Below are 19,592 nucleotides of genomic sequence, written 5' to 3' on the forward strand. Positions count from 1 at the left end.
GCGGGACCGGAGAACAGTCTCGCCGCCCAGTGGGTTCGGTTCCGGCCACTTGCCAAATGGCATGATGTTCTCTATATGTTCACAGTATACGTTGCCCTTCCCGGTCGGCGCAGGACGTGATCGCCTCATATCGGCCGCAGACGCGCAGCGCCGAACGCCCTATAGTGCTGCCACGAGAAACGGAGCGCATCATGGCCGACACGTCCCTTTCTGCCGAGGTCGATGCCAATATCGCCGCACTGTCCGGCTGGCGCGGGGCGTTGCTTGCCCGGCTCCGCCGCTGGATCCACGAGGCACTGCCCGACGTGATCGAGGACGTGAAGTGGCGGAAGCCGAGCAATCCGTCCGGGGTGCCGGTCTGGTCGCACGGCGGCGTGCTGTGCACCGGTGAGACGTATCGCGACAAGGTGAAGCTCACCTTCGCACGCGGCGCTGCGTTCGCCGAGCCGGCCGGGCTGTCCAACGCCAGCCTCGACGCCGGCACGCGCCGCGCGATCGATTTGCGCGAGGGCGATCACGTCGAAGAAGCGGCGTTCAAGGCATTGATCCGGGCTGCTGCGGCCGCCAATGCGGACTGAACCGCGGGGCCGCCCCGCCTCCACCCTCCTGGCCACAGGCGTGCGCACATGATCCTTCCCAAGCTTCCCGCCGCACTGCTCGAGGGTGTCTGGTCGGTGGACCGAAGCGCCCCGGTATCGCCCCGGCTGCTCGCCATCGCGGCGCTGGGCATGGCCGTGCCGGTGGCGGTGGGTCTGGCGCTGGGGCAAGTCTCGACGGGGTTGCTGATCGGCCTCGGCGCGATCCTGCTCGCCGGTGCGCCGGCCGAGCCGGGCAAGCGCGCCGCCAACCCGATCGTCCAAGCCGGCCCGGCGCTGGCTGCGGTGCTCGCCGCGACGGCGATTGCGGCCCTGCCCTTCCCCGATCTCGGGTTGATCCTGCTCGTGGCGGTCGCCGGGCTGGTGTCGGGCTATAGCCGCCCGGTCGGCGGCGCGGCGATCCGCTTCCTCGTCTATGCAGTGCTGGGCGCAAGCTTCCTCGATGGCCAGGCGGGGCATCACGGCAATGCGGCGCTGGTGTTCGGCGCCGGCGCGCTGTGGAACATCGTACTGCGCGCGCTGATCGCCGGCCCCCGCGTCCCGCAGCCGGAGCCGGAGCCTGCCCACGTCGGGCGCCGACAGCCGACACCGGCCCAGCTCCGCGCCCATTTCCGGAAAGGACTGCGCACGCTGGCCGGCTGGCAATTCCCGCTGCGGCTGGCGATCGGGCTGGGGATCGCCAGCATGTTGCGCCACCTTTGGCCGGCGCATCATTTCTACTGGATACTGCTCACCGTCGCGCTGCTGACCGAGCGGCCGGTCGAACATCTGCCGGTCAAGCTGCTCCAGCGGTTGATCGGTACGGTCGGCGGGGTCGCGGTGACGGCGCTGGTGCTGGTAGCTGCAGCCGCCTCGCCGATCGCTTCGGGGGTGCTGGCTTGCGGGCTGGCCACGCTGGTGCCGGTGGCGCGCGCCCGCAGCTATCTTCTCTATTCGGTGATTTCCACGCCACTGATCCTGCTGGTGCTGGACATCCACCACCCCGCCGATCCCGCGCTGCTGGTCGACCGGCTGGTGGCGACGCTGGCGGGCGGCGCGATCGTGCTGCTGCTCAACCGGCTGTTCGACGGGCTGCTTCCCCGCGAAACCGCGCCGGTCGGAAGGACCGGCGCCGGTCCGAAGGTGACGCGATGATTACCAGCGGCGTCCCCGGAAATCGTGCCAGTTGTTGCGCCAGTGCGGGTCGCCGCGCCAGCCGCCGCGGCGATGCTCCCAATAGCCGCGCTGCACCTCGTTCCATGCGTAGCGGTGGCGGTAGCGGTCGTACACATAGATGCCGGTGCCGGGGTAATAATAGTCGCCATACCAGCCCCAATAGGGGTCGCCCCAGGCGGCATTATACCCCACTGCGACACGGGTGGTGGTATAATAGCCGTTATCGGCACAGCCACCCAGCGCGGCTGCCCCGCCCAGCAGGGCCGCGCCGATCAACACCTTCCAGCTCTTCTGCATTGCTACGCTCCTTAACCGAGGCGCGCGGCAGGGCGATGCGATGCCCCATGGCCGCGCCCCTGAAAGGGCATATCGCAGGATCAGCGAAAAAGTTCCAGAGACGGAACGATCAATGCCCGTCAAAGGCGACCAGCGCGAAAACGGCGATCCCCTCGCCGCGCAGCGCATCGGCGCCGCCCAGTTCGGGCAGGTCGACCACGAACGCGGCCTGGGTGACTTCGGCCCCGGCCTTGCGCAGCAGCCGGACCGCCGCCCTTGCGGTGCCGCCGGTGGCGATCAGGTCGTCGACCAGCAGCACACGGGCGCCGGGTGCCAGCGCATCGGCGTGAATCGCGATGCGATCGGTGCCATATTCCAGCGCATAGTCCTCGGCGATGGTCGCGCCGGGCAGCTTGCCGTCCTTGCGCACCAGCAGCACGCCGGTGCCAAGCTCCATCGCCAGTGCCGCGCCGAAGAGGAAGCCGCGTGCCTCGATGCCCGCGACCAGGTCGACTTCACCCGCCACCTGCGCCGCCATCCGCTGGATGGTCCGCTTCAGCCCGTCCGCATCGAGCAGCAGCGTGGTGATGTCGCGAAACATGATCCCCGGCTTCGGAAAGTCGGGGATCGTGCGAATCAGACTGCGAATGTCCTGGTTCTGGTCGATGTCCATCAATGCTTCACGCCGCGCCACACAGTGAGGTACGCGCCATAGGCGAGCCCGGTGGCAAACAGCAAGAAGATCACGGTCGCAAACCCGGCCTGGTGCCGCACCTGCATCGTCGGCTCGGCGGTCCAGACGAGGAAGGCGGCAACGTCCTTCGCCATCTGGTCCTTGGTCGAGGCGGTGCCGTCGTCGAACTGCACCTGCCCGTCACTGGTCAAAGGCGGCGGCATCGCGATGTTGAGGTTCGCGAAATAGGGGTTGAAGTGCATGCCCTCGGGCGTCTTCATCACGTCCGGGAACTTGGCGGCCTTCTCTGCATCGGGCTTTTCGTCATAGCCGGTCAGCAGCGAATAGACATAGGCCGGGCCTTCATGCCGCGCCTTGGTGATCAGGCTCAGGTCCGGCGGATTGCCGGTGCCGGCATAATAGACCTTCGGGAAATGATCCGACGGCACATTGTCGCGCTCGCCCCAGGTGCCCGCCTTGGGATCGAACACCGGCTGCTTGGCGCCCCAGTCCTTGGCGATCTTCTTCACCTGCGCGTCGCTATAGCCGATGTCCTTCAGGTTGCGGAAGGCGACCAGGCTGAGCGAGTGGCAGGTCGAGCAGACCTCCTTGTAGACCTTGAAGCCGCGCTGGAGCTGGGCGAGGTCGAACTTGCCGAACGGCCCGTTCGAAGGGAGGTCCAGCTCCTTGGGTGCCTTGTGCAGCACCTTTTCGGCGGTGTCCTTGGGCGGATCCTTGATCAGGCCCGAGATGCTGCCGATCAGGGCGATCAGCAGCACGCCGACAAAGGCAAGGCCGATCAGGAACTTGATCGAGCGTAGAAAGATCGACGTCATTGTTCCCTGCCCCCTTTACGCGGTCGCTGCGGTTTCGCTGATGCGCGAGCCGCCCTTGCCGCCCAGCACCGCCTCGGTAATCGAGTTCGGCAGCGGCTTCGGCGTTTCGATCCGCGAGATGATCGGCACGATGATCAGGAAATGTGCGAAATAATAGGCCGCCGCGATCTGGCTGATGATCACGTACATCGGCTCCGCGGGCGAACCGCCGCACCAGCCCAGCACCAGCACGTCCAGCACCAGCACCCAGAAGGCGACGCGGTACATCGGCCGGTAATTGGCCGAACGCACCGGCGAGCGATCGAGCCAGGGCAGGAAGAACAGCAGCAGGATCGAGCCGAACATCGCCAGCACGCCCCACAGCTTCGCCGGCAGAATGAAGTCTGCGGTGAAGGCGCGCAGGATCGCGTAGAACGGCCAGAAATACCATTCGGGGACGATGTGCGCCGGCGTCGAAAGCGGGTTGGCCGGGATGTAGTTGTCCGGGTGGCCCAGATAGTCCGGATAGAAGAACAGCAGGACCGAGAAGATGATCAGGAACACGCCGACGCCGAACCCGTCCTTCGCGGTGTAATAGGGGTGGAACGGCACCGTGTCCTGCTCGCCCTTCACTTCCACGCCGGTCGGGTTGCTCGAACCCGGAATGTGCAGCGCCCAGATGTGCAGGATGATGACACCCGCAATCACGAACGGCAGCAGATAGTGGAGCGAGAAAAAGCGGTTGAGCGCGGCGTCATCGGGCGCATAGCCGCCGAGCAGCCAGATGCGGATCCAGTCGCCCACCACCGGTATCGCCGAGAAGAAGCCGGTGATCACCTGCGCGCCCCAGAAGCTCATCTGCCCCCAGGGGAGCACATAGCCCATGAAGGCGGTGGCCATCATCAGCAGGAAGATCACGACGCCGAGCAGCCAGATCATCTCGCGCGGCGCCTTGTACGATCCGTAATGGAGGCCGCGGAAGATGTGGATGTAGACCACGATGAAGAACATGCTGGCGCCGTTGGCGTGCGCGAAACGGAGGAACCAGCCGGCGTTCACGTCGCGCATGATCGTACCGTTGACCGATTCGAACGCGCCCGCGGCCGAGCTGTGGAAATGCATCGCCAGCACGATGCCGGTGACGATCTGCACGACCAGCGCAACGCCGGCCAGCACACCGAAATTCCAGAAATAGTTGAGGTTGCGCGGCACCGGATAGCCGGCACCGATGGCGTTATAGACGAACCGCGGGAGGGGCAGACGTTCGTCCACCCACTTCATCACCGGGTTCTTCGGCTCATAATGGCGCGCCCAGGGAAAGCTCATGCTCGTCTATCCTCACCCGACCACGACGACAGTGTCTGACGTGAATTCATATTTGGGCACCTCGAGATTCTTCGGTGCCGGCCCCTGGCGGATGCGCCCGGCGGTATCATAGGCCGAGCCATGACAGGGGCAGAAATAGCCGCCGAACGGCCCGCGATTCTCGCCCTCGCCCGCGCCCAGCGGCACACAGCCCAGATGGGTGCATACGCCCAGCGTGATCAGCCACTGCTTCTTGCCCGCCTTGGTGCGCTGTTCCAGCGTCTGCGGATCGCGCAGGCTGGAGACCGGCACGGCATCCGCTTGGGCGATTTCACTCGGTGTAAGGTGGCGAACGAAAAGCGGCTGCTTGCGGAAGCTCGTCTTCACCGCCTGCCCGGCTTCGATCTTGGAAAGATCAACCTCGGTGCTCGACAGTGCCAGCACGTCGGCTGAAGGATTCATCGAGTTGACCAGCGGCAGCACCACGACACCGGCGCCAACCGCCGCCACTGCCGTTGCAGCATAGGTCAGATAGTCGCGGCGGCGGGGATTGGCGAGAAGTTCACCACCCGGGCCGACCGTCTGTTCGGGAGGAACACCATCTTCAAGCGTTGCCATGCGTTAGCCCTTGCACTTCAGAACTATACCGCGTCGGATGCGCGGGTAATCGGACGCGAGCGATACAATCGCCCCATGCCGCCCGGTGCCCCCGGTGGCTTGGCCCGAGTTGATAGACGGCGCGAGACAGCTTTGCCAACAGGGATTTTGCGTATGTCGGAGCTGTATTGAACATGCCAAGCTTCCCTAGCGGCGCGTTCCGGTTCTATTGCAACGCACCATGCGACTAGCGCTTTTCCAGCCCGAAATTGCGGGCAATGTCGGCACGATCTTGCGGCTTTCTGCATGCATGGGCGTCGCCGTCGATCTGATCGAGCCGCTCGGCTTCCCCTTTGGTGATCGCGCCCATCGCCGCGCCGCCATGGACTATGGCGAACAGGCGGAGATTGTCCGCCATGCCGACTGGGAAGCGTTCACCGCGCGCGTGCCCGGTCGCATCGTGCTGTTCACTACCCGCGGCGGCATCCCCCTGCCCCAGGCGCGCTTTGCGGGGGACGATACGCTGCTGTTCGGTTCCGAAGGCGCCGGCGCGCCCGATTTCGTGCACGACCGTGCTGATCTGGCAGTGCGCATCCCCATCCGGCCGGGGCTCCGGTCCTTGAACCTTGCCGTCGCAGCGGGCATCGGTCTGGCGGAGGCGCTGCGCCAGACGGAGGGATTTCCACAGTGATCGCATTGGACGAGCAACAGCAACGCGCGCGCAACTGGTTCGAGAGCCTGCGCGATTCGATTTGCGCAGAGTTCGAGGCAATCGAGCGCGAGGCCGGCTCGGATGCCCGTTTCGAGTATCTGCCCTGGGACCGCAACGACTCGACCGGCGCACCCGGCGGCGGCGGCGTGCGGGGCGTGATGAAGGGCCGCGTGTTCGAAAAGGTCGGCGTAAACGTCTCCACCGTCGGCGGCGCATTCGAAGGCGAGTTCGCCAAGACCATCCACGGCGCGGGCGAAGACCCGCGCTTCTTCGCCACCGGCATCAGTCTGGTCGCGCACATGGCAAATCCGCATGTGCCGGCCGTGCATATGAACACGCGCTTCCTGACCACCACGAAGCGCTGGTTCGGCGGCGGCGCCGATCTCAATCCGCCGATCGCCTATGCCGAAGACACCGCCGATTTCCACGCCCGGTTGCAGGCGGCGTGCGACGCGCACGACCCGGCCTATTACCCCCGCTTCAAGGCCTGGGCGGACGACTATTTTTTCATCCCGCACCGCAACATGCATCGCGGTGTCGGCGGCATTTTCTACGATCATCTGGAAGGCGAGTGGGAAGCAGATTTCGCCTTCACCCAGGATGTCGGCCGCGCGTTTCTGGACATTTTCCCGAAGCTGGTGCGGCGGCGGATGCATCAGCCGTTCGACGATGCCGATCGCCAGCGTCAGCTCGAATGGCGCGGCCGCTACGCCGAATTCAACCTGATCTATGATCGCGGCACGCTGTTCGGCCTCAAGACAGGCGGCAATGTCGACGCGATTCTGATGAGCCTGCCGCCGCTGACTGCCTGGAGCTGAGATGGGCCTGCTGCCGGTCGCCAACGATCAGATCGCCACGATCGTCACCTCGCTCGAAATGCTCGAGCGGCCGAAACCGCGCCCGGTGCCGACCGCGCCCTTCCGCCTCGTCCACTGGTCCGCACCCGCAAACGACAAATATCGCGCCCTGTTTCGCCGCGTCGGCGCGCCCTGGCTTTGGTTCTCGCGGCTGGTGATGGAGGAGGCGGCACTGCGCCGGATTCTCGATGATCCCGCCATCGCCATCTATGCGGTGGTCGATCGGGCGGGCATCGAGCTGGGGCTGCTGGAACTGGATTTTCGGGTCGCCAACACCTGCGAGCTTTCCTTCTTCGGGCTGGTGCCCGAACTTGCCGGCAAGGGCCATGGCAACTGGCTGATGGCGCAGGCGCTCGCCTTTGCCTGGCGCAAGGAAGTGACGCGCGTATGGGTGCACACCTGCACGCTCGACCATCCCGGCGCGCTCGGCTTTTACCGGCGCCATGGTTTCGTGCCGTACAAGCGGACCATCGAGACGTTCGTCGATCCGCGCATCGCCGGGGTGCTGCCGCCCGACACGGCGCCTCACATTCCCTGTCTGGGCCCCGTTACCCGATAGGCGGCAGCGCGCAGCACGGTGAGCGCCGCCCAGACGAGCCCTGCGACGATCGACAGCGCGACAAAGCTGATCGCTTCCGCCACCTGCCCGCCGCCGATTGCCGCACCGACCAGCCCGGTGACGACGCTGGCAAGCGCCAATGCCGCGACTCCGGCGATCAGAACCGCCCCGGTCGCGAACAGAATCACCAGCCAGCCCATGCCTGCGCTGCGGCGCCACCCCTCCCGCACCGCCGACACCAGCCCCGCTTGCGGATCGGCGGCATAGGCAGGTGCGGCCAGCCAGGTGCGCGCGAACAGGAACAGCCCCGGCAGCACGAACAGCGACAGGCCGAGCGAAAGGGCCAGCCCGATCAGCAGATCGAGCACCAGAAACGGAAACAAGCGGCGCAGACTATCGGCGAGGACCGCGCCGAGCGTGCGTCCATCCCGTTGCAGATAGAGGGTCAGTACGGCGAATATGCCGTAATCCATGGCGAAATTGGATAGCGCGAGCGGCACCAGATTAGCCTGAGTGAACCGCGCATAAAAGGCGTTGAAGGCTTCGCTCAGTTGCTCTGCCGGCACATTGTTGGGAATGCCGGCATTGGCGATCAGCAGAATGATCCCCAGCATCGGCAGCACGAAGAACACGCCGGCGATCCGGAGCAGCAACTGGCGCTCCGCACGCCACAATGCACCGGCTTCGGCAAACAGTTCCGCAAATCGCAAGGTCACGCGGCAAGCACCTCGTCTTCCAGCGGCGCCCGGGCGGCCAGCGCGACATACAGCTTGGCCAGAAAAACTGCGAAAACCGTCATGAAACTCGCCTGTACCGCTGCCGTCACGATCGACGTCAGAACGCTCGCCAACGAAAGGCCCTCCGAATCGTTGCCGATCAGCAACGCAAACACGCTGCCAAAGACCGTGGATGCCGCCAGCCGACACACCGCCGCCAGTACGCCGAGCAGGATCAGCACGCCGGCGATACGCAGCGCATAACCGCGCGTCAGCGCCCAGGCGCGCACCAGCGAGCGCAGCGCCCCGCCTTCCTGCACCAGAACCGCCTGCGCGATCGAGAAACGCGAAACCAGCCAGATGCCGATGACGAGGGCCAGGACCGAGTAGAGGCTGACGGCCAGGGCGGCGGAAGGCGCGATCTGCGGCGCCATACCCCGCCCGACCGCAGCGAAATCGACGCCGCTTATGGCGAGGATGACGACTGCCGGCAGCGCCAGCAGGGCAATGCCCACGCCCAGCAATATGCTTTGCGCCAGCGCCGGAAACAGGCGCTGCCGTGCAACCGCTCCGGCGCGCTGCCCCTGCGTGCCGACCGCCTGACCGGTAATCGTCAACGTTCCCCAGATCGAGACGAATGCGAAAAGCAGCTCGAGGAGCGTCAGTTGCGCCGCCAGCATGGGCGATGCCGTACGGATCACCACATCCAGATTGATCGTGATCGAGGCGGGCACGAAGAAGGCGAGCAGCGCCGTCGGCAGGATCGTACCGAGGTTGTCGCCCAGAAACTCGACCGTCCGATCCCAGACGGTTCCCATCTTCACCATATGCCTGCACCCCTTGTCGGCTTCCTGCCTGTTAGCCCCCGCCGCCGGGCTTGCCAATGCTTGCGCTGGGCGACGGATCGGCGCAATCGGCCCCTTGTGATGCAACATGTGATGCAACAGGATATCGAATGGCGGGTCGAGCCGCAGCAGGTGGACTATGGTGAGGCTCTGCAGACCATGGAGGCACGCGCCGCCGCGGTAACGGCGGGCGCCGCGCGCGAACTGGTATGGCTGCTCGAACATCCCGCAGTCTATACCGCCGGCACCAGTGCCGATCCGGTCGAGATGCTTGACCCGCGTTTTCCCGTTCACCGCGCCGGCCGCGGCGGGCGCTACACCTATCACGGCCCCGGCCAGCGGATCGGCTATGTCGTGCTCGACCTGCGCAAGCGGCGGCGCGATGTGCGCAACTATGTCCATGCCATCGAAGGCTGGGTGATCGCGGCGCTGGGGGAATGCGGCATCGAGGCGTTCCGCGCGCCGGGCAGGATCGGCATCTGGACACTCGATCGGGGCCAGGAGGCGAAGATCGGCGCGATCGGCGTGCGCATCCGCCAATGGGTGACGCTGCATGGCTTTGCCGTGAACCTCGATCCCGATCTTACCCATTTCGCGGGAATCGTCCCTTGCGGGATCGCCGAATATCCCGTTACGAGCACTGTGGCTCTGGGGCGCCCGATTTCGGCGGATCGATTCGACGCCGCGTTGGAGGCCACATTTTTGCCATTTTTAGACGGTCTGGCTTGCACCGAGTGAAATCGAGTCTTGAGGGTGTGCCCCGAACCGTCTAATGTCCAGTCCGGTTTGGGTATTAACGGCGTAAACCGTCGTCCAAATCCACTATCTAGGGAGCTATCTAAATGCGTGCAGTCCTTTCGAAGATCGTTGCTGGTTCGATGATCGCCGGTGCGGCCCTCCTGGCCTCGGCGTGCACCAACAACGAGACCACGGCTGTCAACAACACCACCGAAGTCGTTGCTCCGGACAATGGCGCGACCGACGCGATGGTTGGCAACGTTGAGACCCCGGCTGACAACGCCGCCGACAACGGCACTGCCAACGTCGCTGGCAACGCGATGTAATCATCGCGCGAAAGCGTGTTTCGAAGGGGCCGTCCGGGCGACCGGACGGCCTCTTTCCATTTGCAGCGGCTGCGGCTCCGGCCTGGGCACGGCACAAAATCCACATTTCACCGCATATTCGAATCCTGCCTGAAAAAAGGGGCTTGGGCGACGAATCGAAACGCCCTACGAGCGGTTTCATGACAATTATGAGGGGCGGAATGCTCGTTCGGCCTATTGCCTTCACCGCCGCAATCGCGGCTGTTTTCTGCTTTTCCACGCCCGCCTCGGCGCAGTTCTTCCTGAAACCTGTCGACCTTTCGGCCGCGCCGGTGACCGGCGAGGAACCCGGGATGACCGGCCCCGCGCTGCCCGGTGCAACGCCGGCGGAATTGCGCGCGGCGCTGGTGTGGAATCTCCGCGCGGCACTCAACGTTGCTGCACTGCAATGCGCTTTTTCGCCATCGCTGCTCAGCCTGGAAAACTATCAGGCCGTATTGCGCGATCACAAAGTAGAACTGGCCAATTCACTCGAAACGGTCCAAAAATATTTCACAAGAACAAACAAGAATAAAAAGGTCGCCGATACGGAATTTGATCGTTTCGGGACGCGGGTTTATTCCGGTTTCTCGACTGTCTCAGGACAGCTCTCTTTTTGCCAGACTGCCGCCGCAATCGGCCAGGACGCAGTGTTCGCGCCGCGCGGCAAATTGGGCGACGTAGCGGCCGCCCGGATGCGCGAGCTGCGCGCCAGCCTCGCCGCCTGGGGCGAGCAATATTTCCGCAGCCGTCGCACCGCGATCATCATGCCCGGCATGCGCCCGCTGCCGCCCTTCGGCAATGAGCGCTGCTGGCGGCGTGAGGAATATCAGCCGCGCAAGTGCGGCCCCCTGCCCCAATAACCCCGCCGGGGCTGCGCCCGATCAGCGCAGCCCCAGCGTCTTGTGGTTCTGAAGCGTCAGCCGCCAGCGCGGCCGCGCCAGCGCAAGATCGATCGCGGCCCGCGCATTCGCCGCCGCCGCCGCATCGTCCATCGGCTGCACCAGGAAATGGGCGAAGTCCCATGCCTCCAGCGCAGCGGGATCGACGCCCGCCTGCGGCCATACCAGCTTCAGTTCATCGCCTTGCTGCTGGACCACCGTGCTGCCCGCCTTGGGGCTGACGCAGACCCAGTCGATGCCGGGATGCACTGCCAGCGTGCCGTTGGTCTCGATCGCAATGCGGAAGCCCCGCGCATGCAGTGCCGCGACCAGTGCATCATCGACCTGCAGCATGGGTTCGCCGCCGGTCAGCACGACGAAGCGCCGGTCGCCGCCCGGCCCCCAATGCTCCGCCACCATATCCGCCAGCGCCGCCGCATCGGCAAACCGGCCGCCGCCGGCGCCGTCGACGCCCACAAAGTCGGTGTCGCAGAACCGGCAAATCGCGCTCGCCCGGTCCTGCTCGCGCCCCGACCAGAGATTGCAGCCGGCGAAGCGGACGAACACCGCCCGCGCGCCGGCATTCACGCCTTCGCCCTGCAGCGTCAGGAAGATTTCCTTGACCGCGTAGCTCATGGCCGGGTGGCGTAACGGGTGGGATCGGGCAGCCCCGCTTCCTCGAAACCGCGCATCCGCAGCCGGCAGCTGTCGCACAGGCCGCAATGCACCCCGCCGGGCGCCGGATCGTAGCAGGACCAGCTCATCCCGGCATCGAGCCCCAGCCGCGCCGCCTCGCGGACGATATCGGCCTTGCTCATGTGCTGGAGCGGCGCGCGAATGCGGAACGGCGCGCCTTCCACCCCGGCCTTGGTCGCCACTTCGGCCAGCTTCTCGAACTCGGCGATGAATTCCGGCCGGCAATCGGGGTAGCCCGAATAATCGAGCGCGTTGACGCCGATATAGAGGTCGCGGGCCCCCGCCGCCTCGGCCCAGCCCAGCGCCAGGCTGAGGAAGATCGTGTTACGCGCCGGCACATAGGTGACAGGTATGTCCTCGCCCACCCCGGTCTTCGGCACGGCGATCTCGTCGGTCAGCGCCGATCCGCCGAAAGCGCGCAGGTCGAGCGGCATCACGACATGGCGTTCGGCGCCCAGCGTCGCGGCGATTCGCCGCGCCGCGGCCAGTTCGACCTGATGCCGCTGGTTGTAATCGATCGAAAGCGCGAACAGCCGGTGCCCGTCTTCCCGGGCACGCGCCGCCGACACCATCGAATCCAGTCCGCCCGAAATCAGGGCGATTGCCACACTATTGCTCATCGCGCGCATCTACCCGTTTTTGCTGCAAAGCAAAATGGGCCGCCCCCGGAGAGAGCGGCCCTGAGTCAGGATGGGAAAACCAATGCCAGAGAGGAAATCCGCTCTCGCAAGAGCAAGCTACCTCTACCGCAACAGGGTTAAGACCAGGTAAGCGCCACTAGGCGCAATCGCCGACCCGCCGCGCGTCGAAGGTTTCGGAGAAAGGCAGCCCGTCGATCACGCCCTGCGTGTCGATCGAGAGCGAGCGGGGCGTATCCACCACCAGCCGGGTGAGCACCGTGCCATGGCCGGCGCAGCTCTGCCGCACGGTGGCGCGGCTGGCCGCGCTTTCCAGCACCAGCGGCTGACACGCCAGTTCGCTATGGTTGAGGCGCAGGAGCTGATAGGAATCGCGCACGCACAGGGTCTGCTCCTTGCCTTCGGAATTGCGCAGCACCCATTTGCCCTTCTGGACCATGTTGACGGCCGGCAGATCGATGCTGCGCTTCGCCGCGGACTGCGCCGCCTGCCCGGCAATGGCAATGCCTGTTCCCAGCGCCAGTCCGGCCATGGCCGCCAGGCTTACCCATAGCTTACTCTTGCTCACCCGCATTCACTCCACTCGAGCGCGGCACCGCTCGCGCGGTGCCGTTCCGTTACGCATCATATCATAGGTGAATTACAGCTTTACAACGCTGGTGGAATGAAATCCGCAAGAGCGACCGGGAACTGTTTGGAGCAAAAGGCACAGTTCACCTTGATCACGCCTCCCTCGTCTGCCATCGCCGCCCGCTCCTCTTCAGGGAACTTCGCGAGCACCTGCTGGATATAGTCCGCGCCGCAGCGGCAGCCGCGCGACAGGTCGTTGCCGGCCAGTAGCCGCACTTCCTCTTCCTCGTTGAACAGCCGCCACACCAGCCCTTCCAGCGAGATCGCCGGATCGGCCAGTTCGTCGGCGCCCATGGTGCTGCCCAGCGCCTCGACATGCTGCCATTCGGGATGGTCGAGCCGCACATGCAGCCGCTCGCGCCCCACCTCGCCTTCCGGCAGATGCTGGAGGAACAGGCCGCCGGCGATCATCTGACCGGTGGCCTTGTCCTTCCGCACGCCCAGCCGCACCAGCGTGGGGATCTGTTCCGACTGGAGGAAGTAGCTTTGCGCCGCCTCGGCAATCGAAGCGCCTTCGAGCGGCACGATGCCCTGATAGCGCTCCTTGGTCAGCGCCTGGTCGAACGTCACCGCCAGAGAGCCGCCGTTGAACAGCGACTTGAGCGACGGGTTCTTGCCGAGCTGGCTCAGCCGCACGGCGTCGAACTGCACATAGCCGCGCAGCGCGCCGTTCTGGTAATCGCACACCATCAGGCTGACGATGCCGCGCTGGGTCTGCGCCTGCAGCGTCATCTGCCCTTCGGCATCCTTCAGCGTGCTGCCGAGCAGCGCGGTCAGCGTCAGCGCCTCGGCCAGCAGCTTTTCGATCGGCGCCGGATAGGCATGGGCCGAAAGAATCTCGTTCAGCACCGGCCCCAGCCGCGCGACGCGGCCGCGGACATGGCGGTCGGGAATGGCAAAGCCGGTCACGCGATCGAGATCGGCGGCGGGAACGGGGTTGGTCACGGTACGTCTCCGGCAATTCGCCGGGGGCCGCGAGAAGTCGAGAGACTCCGCGCGTTCCGGGGCGAACGCAGCTTTGGGGTTCGGAGCGCTAGATAGGGGTTTGGCGGCGGGAAACAATCCATCCCGGCCGCACCGCGCCGACGCCCCCGCCCCTGGCGCGCCACAGAAGCAAAAAGGGCCGGAACTTTCGTCCCGGCCCCTTCTGTCTTATTCCGCGTCGGCCTTCTTCTTGGCCGGTGCCTTTTTCGGCTTGGCCGGGGCTTCCTCGCCCTCGGCCGCTTCGGCCTTCTTCGGCGCAGCCTTCTTGGCCGGCGCCTTCTTCACCGGCTCGGCAGCCGCTTCCGCCTCGGCAGGGGCAGCTTCCGCTGCATCCTTGGCAGCGGCCTTCTTGGCGGCCGGCTTCTTCGCGGGCTTGGCTTCCTCGGCCGCCGGCGCATCGCCCTCGGCATCTGCCTTCTTGGCAGCCTTCTTCTTGGCCGGCTTGTGATCGTGATCGTGGTCATGGTCGTGCACATGGGTGCCCGACGCGAAGCCGTCTTCGCTCTCGATCGCCGCTTCCAGCTCCTCGCGAGTCACTTCGCGGTCGCTGATCTCGGCCTTTTCGAACAGGAAGTCGACGACCTTGTCCTCGAACAACGGCGCGCGCAGCTGGGCAGCCGCCATCGGCTCCTGCTGGATATACTGGATGAAGCGCTGGCGATCCTGCGGGCCGTACTGCTGCGCGGCCTGCGCGATCAGGCGGTTCATTTCCTGCGCGGTGACTTCAACGCCATTGGCGGTGCCGATTTCGCTGAGCAGCAGACCCAGGCGGACGCGACGCTCGGCGATCGCGCGGTAATCTTCCCGCTCATTCTCCAGCTCGGCCAGCGCTGCGGCCGGATCTTCCTCATGCTCGGTCTCGTGGACCAGCTGATGCCAGATCTGGTCGAACTCGGCCTCGACCATCGACGGCGGGACCGGGAAGTCATGGCCGGCGGCGAGCTGGTCGAGCAGCTTGCGCTTCATATGGGTGCGGGTCAGGCCGTTGAGCTGCTGCTCGATCTGGCCCTTGAGCAGGCCCTTGAGCTGCTCCAGATCCTGCAGGCCGAACGCCTTGGCCATTTCGTCGTCGATCACGGTCTCGCCCGCGGTCTGCACCGCAGTGACCTTGACCTCGAACGTCGCCGGCTTGCCGGCCAGGTTCTTGGCGCCGTAATCTTCCGGGAAGGTGACGTTCAGCACCTTCTCTTCGCCAACCTTCACGCCGGTCAGCTGCTCTTCAAAGCCCGGGATCAGACGGCCCGAGCCGAGCTCGACCGCCATGCCCTCGCCGGTGCCGCCTTCAAAGGCAACGCCGTCGACCTTGCCGACGAAGTCCATGACGACCTGGTCGCCCGTCGCCGCGGCATGGCCTTCGGGGGCGTCTTCCCAGCGCTTCTGGTTGCTGGCGAGCTGTTCGAGCTGCTCCTGCAGTTCCGAGTCGCTGACCGGCACGGTCAGCCGCTCGAGCTTCAGGCCTTCGATCGACGGAGTCGGGACGTCGGGCAGCACTTCCAGCTCGACCTTGATCTCGGCGTCGGCGCCGGGGGCGTACTCGCCCTCCAGGCTTACCGACGGCTGCATCGCCGGACGCAGCTTGTGCTCGGCGATCAGCTGCTGGATGCCTTCCTGGATCGAGCTGTTGAGCGCGTCCTGCGCCAGCGCTTCGCCGTGCATCTTGCGGACCAAGTTGGTCGGCACCTTGCCGGGGCGGAAGCCGGGCATACGCACCTGCGGCGCGACGCGCTTCACTTCGGCATCGACCTTCGAGTCGATATCCTGCGCCGTGATCTTCAGCGTGTAGGCGCGCTTCAGGCCCTCGTTCAACGTCTCGACAGTCTGCATTCTCACGCTTTCTCAAAGGAATCGGAATTGCGGTGTACCACACACAGCCGCGAAGGACTGGTGCGGGCGAAGGGAGTCGAACCCCCACATCTTTCGATACTGGAACCTAAATCCAGCGCGTCTACCAGTTCCGCCACGCCCGCAGGGGACACCGCCGGTCGGCGGGCTCTATAGCAGTCATGGGGCTGTGGGCAAGCGCGGAAGCAACGTTCGCGATCGTACCGCGTTGGGATCGGCAAAAGGAGAGCCGTTTTGCCCGTAGAGCCCCCCGTCCAACCCACCCAGCCCGAACCCGAGTTTCCGCCGGTACCGGCGCCGGGCACGCCCGACCCGGCATCGCCCGAAATCGTGCCGCCCGCGCCGGACATCGACGTGCCGGCCCCGCAGCCCGCCGGCGACCCGGGCACCGCGCCCGGGCAGCCGATCGCCTGACGGATAAGGAAAAGCGCCATGGCCAAAGATGCAGAAGAACGTGACCGCGACGATCCCCGCCCCGACATCCAGCAGGCCGTAGAAGCGCGCGCCGATGCCGCCGATGCCGCCAAGGGCGGTGCCGAGACTTCACCGCTTGCCGATGCCGGAGCCGATATCGCCGGTGAAGGCGGGGCGGACGGGATTGTGAAGAATCAGGAATAGCGGGGTCGCCCTCACCCTTCCCATCGCCTGCGGCGGCGGGCCCCTTCCCTCTCCCAATGGGAGAGGGAAGGAGGCGCGAAGCGCCGGAAGGGTGAGGGTGACCGCGTCCTGAACAGAAGGCGGAGATAGATGCTAGAAAAGCACCTGATGAAGCTTCGTCTGCGTGACGCGATCAGCGCCGAGGAGGAAGAGGCGCTGCGCGGCGCAATCGTCGACACCCGCTCGCACCCGGCCGGGCAAGTGCTGGTGCGCGCCGGAGTCGAGATCGAGCATTCCACGCTTCTCCTCGACGGGCTGCTCGCCCGCTACAAGGATCTGAGCGAGGGCCAGCGCCAGATCACGCATATCCATGTCGCCGGCGATTTCGCCGATCTGCACGGCTTCACGCTGAAACGACTCGATCACTCGGTGATGGCGCTCACCAATTGCGTCGTCGCACGGGCGCCCCATGCGCGGCTGACCGAGATTACCGAAAGGCTCCCCCACCTCACCCGCGTCATGTGGTTTTCGACCAATGTCGATGCGTGCATCCACCGCGAATGGGAAGTATCGCTCGGCCGCCGATCGGCCATCCAGCGCGCGGCGCATCTGTTCTGCGAGTTGCAGGTGCGGCTCGGCGTGGTCGGCCTTTCCAATCCGCGCGGCTACGATCTGCCGATCAGCCAGGCCGAACTGGCCGAATGCCTGGGGCTCACCCCCGTCCACGTGAATCGGGTACTGCGCGAGCTGCGCGAACGCGGGCTGGTCGAGTTTCGCGGCGGCCGCGTAACGCTGCAGGATTTCGAGGCACTGCAGCAACTGGCGGAGTTCGACCCCGCCTATCTCTACCTCGAAACCCGCCCCCGCTGACGCCTCAGCCCGCGATCCGCCGCGCGCTGAGGATCTTCACCGGCGCCTCGGGCACTTCGCCCTTGAACGTGCCCTGCACCGTCTTGGTCGGCGAGACGGGTGCGTCAAAAATCTTCATCAGCGCCTCGCTGCCCTCGATCACCCGGCCGAACGCGGCATAACCCAGATTGTCGCCGGGCTTCGACGGGTCGGCATCGAACGAGGGCTGGTCGCCCACCATGATCGTAAACTCGCCCCGCGCGCTGCCGGGCTTCAGCCGCGGCATGGAAAGCGTGCCGTCGAGGTGCTTGATCCCGGTCTCGCTGGTCGGTTCATGCTTGATCGGCGGAAACATCTTCGCCGGCGCATTCTGCACGCCGAACTGCACGAACCCGAAATGGTCCGCGACCTTGGCGACCCGATAGAACACCACGCCGTCCAGCCGCCTGGCATCGACATAGCGCAGGAAGTTGCGGGCACTCACCGGCGCCTTGTCGAGATACACCTCAACCACCATCCGCCCGGCGCTGGTTTCGATGGCGACGCGCGGATTGGCGGCAGGGGCTGCCGGCCCCGGCGCGGTCTGCGCGGACGCCGCCAGCAGGAACAGGCACAGGGCCAGTATCAACAACCGACGCAGCATCCCCTCACCCCCTTTAGCTCAGCGCCTTCTTCAGCAGCTCGTTGACCACGGCGGGGTTGGCCTTGCCGCCCATCGCCTTCATCGTCTGGCCGACGAAGAAGCCGAACAGCGCTTCCTTGCCGCCGCGATACTGCTCCAGCTGGTTGGGGTTCTTGGCCAGCACCTCGGCGATCACTGCTTCGATCGCGCCGGTGTCGCTGGTCTGCTTCATGCCCCGCTCTTCGACGATCTTGCCCGGCGCGTCGCCGGTTTCCAGCATGATCTCGAACACCTGCTTGCCCAGCGTGTTCGAAATGGTGCCGTCGGCGACCAGCGCGAGCAGTTCGGCGCCCTGTTCGGGGCTCACCGGGCTCTCGTCGATACCCTTGCCGAGGCGATTGAGCGCCCCGTACAGGTCCGAGAGCAGCCAGTTGGCCGCGGCGCGCGCCACTTCCTGTTCGCCCTTCTTCTGGATCCGCGCGCTTTCGGCCAGCAGCGCCTCGAACCAGCGCGCCGTTTCCGCCTCGGCGGTCAGCACCGCGGCGTTATAGGCGCTGAGGCCCAGCGATTCCTCGTAGCGGCGGCGCTTGGCGTCGGGCAGCTCGGGCAGGCTGGCGCGGCATTCCTCGAGGAACGCATCGTCCAGTTCCAGCGGCAGCAGGTCGGGATCGGGGAAGTAGCGATAGTCCTGCGCATCTTCCTTCGAGCGCATCGACCGCGTCTCGCCCTTGTCGGGATCGAACAGGCGGGTTTCCTGGACGACGCGGCCACCGCTCTCGATCACCTCGACCTGGCGGCGCGCCTCATATTCGATCGCCTGCATCACGAAGCGGACCGAGTTGACGTTCTTCGTCTCGGTGCGGGTGCCGAACGGGTCGCCCGGTTTGCGGACCGAGACGTTGACGTCGGCGCGCATCGAGCCCTGGTCCATATTGCCGTCGCACGAGCCGACATAGCGCAGGATCGCGCGCAGCTTGCTGAGATACGCCCCCGCCTCGGCCGGCGAGCGCATGTCGGGCTTGGACACGATCTCCATCAGCGCCACGCCGGCGCGGTTGAGGTCGACATAGGAGCGCGTCGGATGCTGGTCGTGCATCAGCTTGCCGGCGTCCTGCTCGACATGGATGCGCTCGACGCCGATGGTCTTCACCTCGGCCTCGGGGTCCTTCTCGTCCAGGCTGATCGTGATCTGCCCCTCGCCCACCAGCGGGTGGTAGAGCTGGCTGATCTGATAGCCCTGAGGGTTGTCGGCGTAGAAATAGTTCTTGCGGTCGAACCGCGACCATTTGTTGATCACCGCGCCGATCGCCATGCCGCTGCGCACCGCCTGGCGGATGCACTCGCGGTTGAGCACCGGCAGCATCCCCGGCATCGCCGCGTCGACCAGGCTGACCTGACTGTTCGGCTCGGCTCCGAATGCCGTCGCCGCGCCGGAGAACAGCTTGGCGTGCGAGGTGATCTGCGCATGGACTTCAAGGCCGATCACGACCTCCCATTCGCCGGTATCGCCCTGAATTCGGTAGCTCGATGCAGTCTTGGTCGCCATGTGCTCTTCACAAGGTAAAGGGAATATCGTGGCTTTGCCTATCGCGCGTCGACGCCGGAACGTCCAGCGCCCAATTGCGCACCCGCACGGAGTCGATTAGGCGCCGCGCATCGGTTAGG

25 protein-coding genes and 1 tRNA gene are annotated in these 19,592 nt (G+C 65.6%); 11 read left to right on the forward strand and 15 right to left on the reverse strand.

Going from position 1 to position 19,592, the window contains the following annotated elements:
• Positions 1-191 precede the first annotated feature (191 nt).
• Together ACT53K_RS16285 and ACT53K_RS16290 are read left to right on the forward strand one after the other, a co-directional pair.
• The gene (locus ACT53K_RS16285) at positions 192-578 is read left to right on the forward strand and encodes a DUF1801 domain-containing protein (RefSeq protein ID WP_476229768.1); all 387 of its coding nucleotides are present in this window, start codon (positions 192-194) and stop codon (positions 576-578) included.
• A 48-nt stretch (positions 579-626) separates the two neighbouring features.
• Complete coding sequence (locus tag ACT53K_RS16290) at positions 627-1,730, forward strand: FUSC family protein (protein WP_476229769.1); 1,104 nt, start codon at positions 627-629, stop codon at positions 1,728-1,730.
• Here ACT53K_RS16290 and ACT53K_RS16295 read toward each other — a convergent pair whose 3' ends face one another.
• From ACT53K_RS16295 to petA, 5 genes are all read right to left on the reverse strand, one after another.
• A complete protein-coding gene (locus tag ACT53K_RS16295; RefSeq protein WP_476229770.1) occupies positions 1,731-2,048 on the reverse strand; it encodes a hypothetical protein in 318 nt (105 codons plus the stop codon).
• Positions 2,049-2,157: 109 nt separating this feature from the next.
• The gene (locus ACT53K_RS16300) at positions 2,158-2,700 is read right to left on the reverse strand and encodes an adenine phosphoribosyltransferase (protein WP_476229771.1); all 543 of its coding nucleotides are present in this window, start codon (positions 2,698-2,700) and stop codon (positions 2,158-2,160) included.
• A complete protein-coding gene (locus ACT53K_RS16305) occupies positions 2,700-3,536 on the reverse strand; it encodes a cytochrome c1 (RefSeq protein WP_476229772.1) in 837 nt (278 codons plus the stop codon). The genes ACT53K_RS16300 and ACT53K_RS16305 overlap by 1 nt, the downstream gene beginning before the upstream one ends.
• A 15-nt stretch (positions 3,537-3,551) precedes the next feature.
• A complete protein-coding gene (locus ACT53K_RS16310) occupies positions 3,552-4,841 on the reverse strand; it encodes a cytochrome b (protein ID WP_476229773.1) in 1,290 nt (429 codons plus the stop codon).
• A 12-nt stretch (positions 4,842-4,853) separates the two neighbouring features.
• The gene (gene petA, locus ACT53K_RS16315; protein WP_476229774.1) at positions 4,854-5,438 is read right to left on the reverse strand and encodes a ubiquinol-cytochrome c reductase iron-sulfur subunit; all 585 of its coding nucleotides are present in this window, start codon (positions 5,436-5,438) and stop codon (positions 4,854-4,856) included.
• A gap of 220 nt (positions 5,439-5,658) precedes the next feature.
• Between petA and ACT53K_RS16320 the strand changes: the two genes are divergently transcribed.
• The 3 genes from ACT53K_RS16320 to ACT53K_RS16330 are packed head-to-tail and all read left to right on the forward strand — an operon-like array spanning position 5,659 to position 7,545.
• Positions 5,659-6,108 (forward strand): tRNA (cytidine(34)-2'-O)-methyltransferase, encoded by a 450-nt coding sequence (locus ACT53K_RS16320; RefSeq protein ID WP_476229775.1) that lies wholly within the window; start codon positions 5,659-5,661, stop codon positions 6,106-6,108.
• Positions 6,105-6,947, forward strand: a complete 843-nt coding sequence (gene hemF / locus ACT53K_RS16325) for an oxygen-dependent coproporphyrinogen oxidase (RefSeq protein WP_476229776.1) — start codon at positions 6,105-6,107, stop codon at positions 6,945-6,947. Before ACT53K_RS16320 ends, hemF begins: the two co-directional genes overlap by 4 nt.
• 1 nt (position 6,948) lies before the next feature.
• Positions 6,949-7,545 (forward strand): GNAT family N-acetyltransferase, encoded by a 597-nt coding sequence (locus tag ACT53K_RS16330; RefSeq protein WP_476229777.1) that lies wholly within the window; start codon positions 6,949-6,951, stop codon positions 7,543-7,545.
• Here the strand turns inward: ACT53K_RS16330 and ACT53K_RS16335 are convergent.
• A complete protein-coding gene (locus ACT53K_RS16335; protein WP_476229778.1) occupies positions 7,512-8,261 on the reverse strand; it encodes a hypothetical protein in 750 nt (249 codons plus the stop codon). The two genes, ACT53K_RS16330 and ACT53K_RS16335, sit on opposite strands and share 34 nt — an antisense overlap.
• On the reverse strand, positions 8,258-9,088 hold the full coding sequence (locus ACT53K_RS16340; RefSeq protein WP_476229779.1) for a hypothetical protein: 831 nt from the start codon (positions 9,086-9,088) through the stop codon (positions 8,258-8,260). The genes ACT53K_RS16335 and ACT53K_RS16340 overlap by 4 nt, the downstream gene beginning before the upstream one ends.
• Positions 9,089-9,199: 111 nt before the next feature.
• On the opposite strand from ACT53K_RS16340, the gene lipB reads away from it, so the two are divergent.
• From lipB to ACT53K_RS16355, 3 genes are all read left to right on the forward strand, one after another.
• Positions 9,200-9,844, forward strand: a complete 645-nt coding sequence (lipB, locus tag ACT53K_RS16345) for a lipoyl(octanoyl) transferase LipB (RefSeq protein WP_476229780.1) — start codon at positions 9,200-9,202, stop codon at positions 9,842-9,844.
• A gap of 104 nt (positions 9,845-9,948) precedes the next feature.
• Positions 9,949-10,170 carry a hypothetical protein gene (locus ACT53K_RS16350; protein WP_476229781.1) on the forward strand — a complete coding sequence of 74 codons (222 nt, stop codon included), beginning with the start codon at positions 9,949-9,951 and terminating at the stop codon, positions 10,168-10,170.
• Between the two features lie 143 nt (positions 10,171-10,313).
• A complete protein-coding gene (locus tag ACT53K_RS16355) occupies positions 10,314-11,051 on the forward strand; it encodes a hypothetical protein (protein ID WP_476229782.1) in 738 nt (245 codons plus the stop codon).
• 21 nt (positions 11,052-11,072) lie between these two features.
• Here ACT53K_RS16355 and queE read toward each other — a convergent pair whose 3' ends face one another.
• From queE to ACT53K_RS16385, 6 genes are all read right to left on the reverse strand, one after another.
• Positions 11,073-11,705 (reverse strand): 7-carboxy-7-deazaguanine synthase, encoded by a 633-nt coding sequence (gene queE, locus ACT53K_RS16360; RefSeq protein ID WP_476229783.1) that lies wholly within the window; start codon positions 11,703-11,705, stop codon positions 11,073-11,075.
• On the reverse strand, positions 11,702-12,385 hold the full coding sequence (gene queC, locus ACT53K_RS16365; RefSeq protein WP_476229784.1) for a 7-cyano-7-deazaguanine synthase QueC: 684 nt from the start codon (positions 12,383-12,385) through the stop codon (positions 11,702-11,704). Before queC ends, queE begins: the two co-directional genes overlap by 4 nt.
• 157 nt (positions 12,386-12,542) lie before the next feature.
• Positions 12,543-12,971: a hypothetical protein gene (locus ACT53K_RS16370; protein ID WP_476229785.1), complete on the reverse strand. Its 429-nt coding sequence runs from the start codon at positions 12,969-12,971 to the stop codon at positions 12,543-12,545.
• An 80-nt stretch (positions 12,972-13,051) separates the two neighbouring features.
• Positions 13,052-13,978 (reverse strand): Hsp33 family molecular chaperone HslO, encoded by a 927-nt coding sequence (locus ACT53K_RS16375; RefSeq protein ID WP_476229786.1) that lies wholly within the window; start codon positions 13,976-13,978, stop codon positions 13,052-13,054.
• Positions 13,979-14,185: 207 nt separating this feature from the next.
• Positions 14,186-15,841 (reverse strand): trigger factor, encoded by a 1,656-nt coding sequence (tig, locus tag ACT53K_RS16380; RefSeq protein WP_476229787.1) that lies wholly within the window; start codon positions 15,839-15,841, stop codon positions 14,186-14,188.
• 58 nt (positions 15,842-15,899) lie between these two features.
• Positions 15,900-15,984, reverse strand: a tRNA-Leu gene (locus ACT53K_RS16385).
• 109 nt (positions 15,985-16,093) lie between these two features.
• Between ACT53K_RS16385 and ACT53K_RS16390 the strand changes: the two genes are divergently transcribed.
• The 3 genes from ACT53K_RS16390 (at position 16,094) to ACT53K_RS16400 (ending at position 17,326) form a co-directional block, all read left to right on the forward strand.
• Positions 16,094-16,273, forward strand: a complete 180-nt coding sequence (locus ACT53K_RS16390; RefSeq protein WP_476229788.1) for a hypothetical protein — start codon at positions 16,094-16,096, stop codon at positions 16,271-16,273.
• Between the two features lie 18 nt (positions 16,274-16,291).
• The gene (locus ACT53K_RS16395; RefSeq protein ID WP_476229789.1) at positions 16,292-16,477 is read left to right on the forward strand and encodes a hypothetical protein; all 186 of its coding nucleotides are present in this window, start codon (positions 16,292-16,294) and stop codon (positions 16,475-16,477) included.
• Positions 16,478-16,624: 147 nt separating this feature from the next.
• On the forward strand, positions 16,625-17,326 hold the full coding sequence (locus ACT53K_RS16400) for a Crp/Fnr family transcriptional regulator (protein ID WP_476229790.1): 702 nt from the start codon (positions 16,625-16,627) through the stop codon (positions 17,324-17,326).
• Between the two features lie 4 nt (positions 17,327-17,330).
• Here the strand turns inward: ACT53K_RS16400 and ACT53K_RS16405 are convergent, their stop codons facing one another.
• Complete coding sequence (locus tag ACT53K_RS16405; RefSeq protein WP_476229791.1) at positions 17,331-17,948, reverse strand: peptidylprolyl isomerase; 618 nt, start codon at positions 17,946-17,948, stop codon at positions 17,331-17,333.
• A gap of 13 nt (positions 17,949-17,961) precedes the next feature.
• Positions 17,962-19,473, reverse strand: a complete 1,512-nt coding sequence (gatB, locus tag ACT53K_RS16410) for an Asp-tRNA(Asn)/Glu-tRNA(Gln) amidotransferase subunit GatB (RefSeq protein WP_476229792.1) — start codon at positions 19,471-19,473, stop codon at positions 17,962-17,964.
• Positions 19,474-19,592: the final 119 nt, after the last annotated feature.

Source organism: Sphingomonas sp. DMC8 (assembly GCF_056314185.1).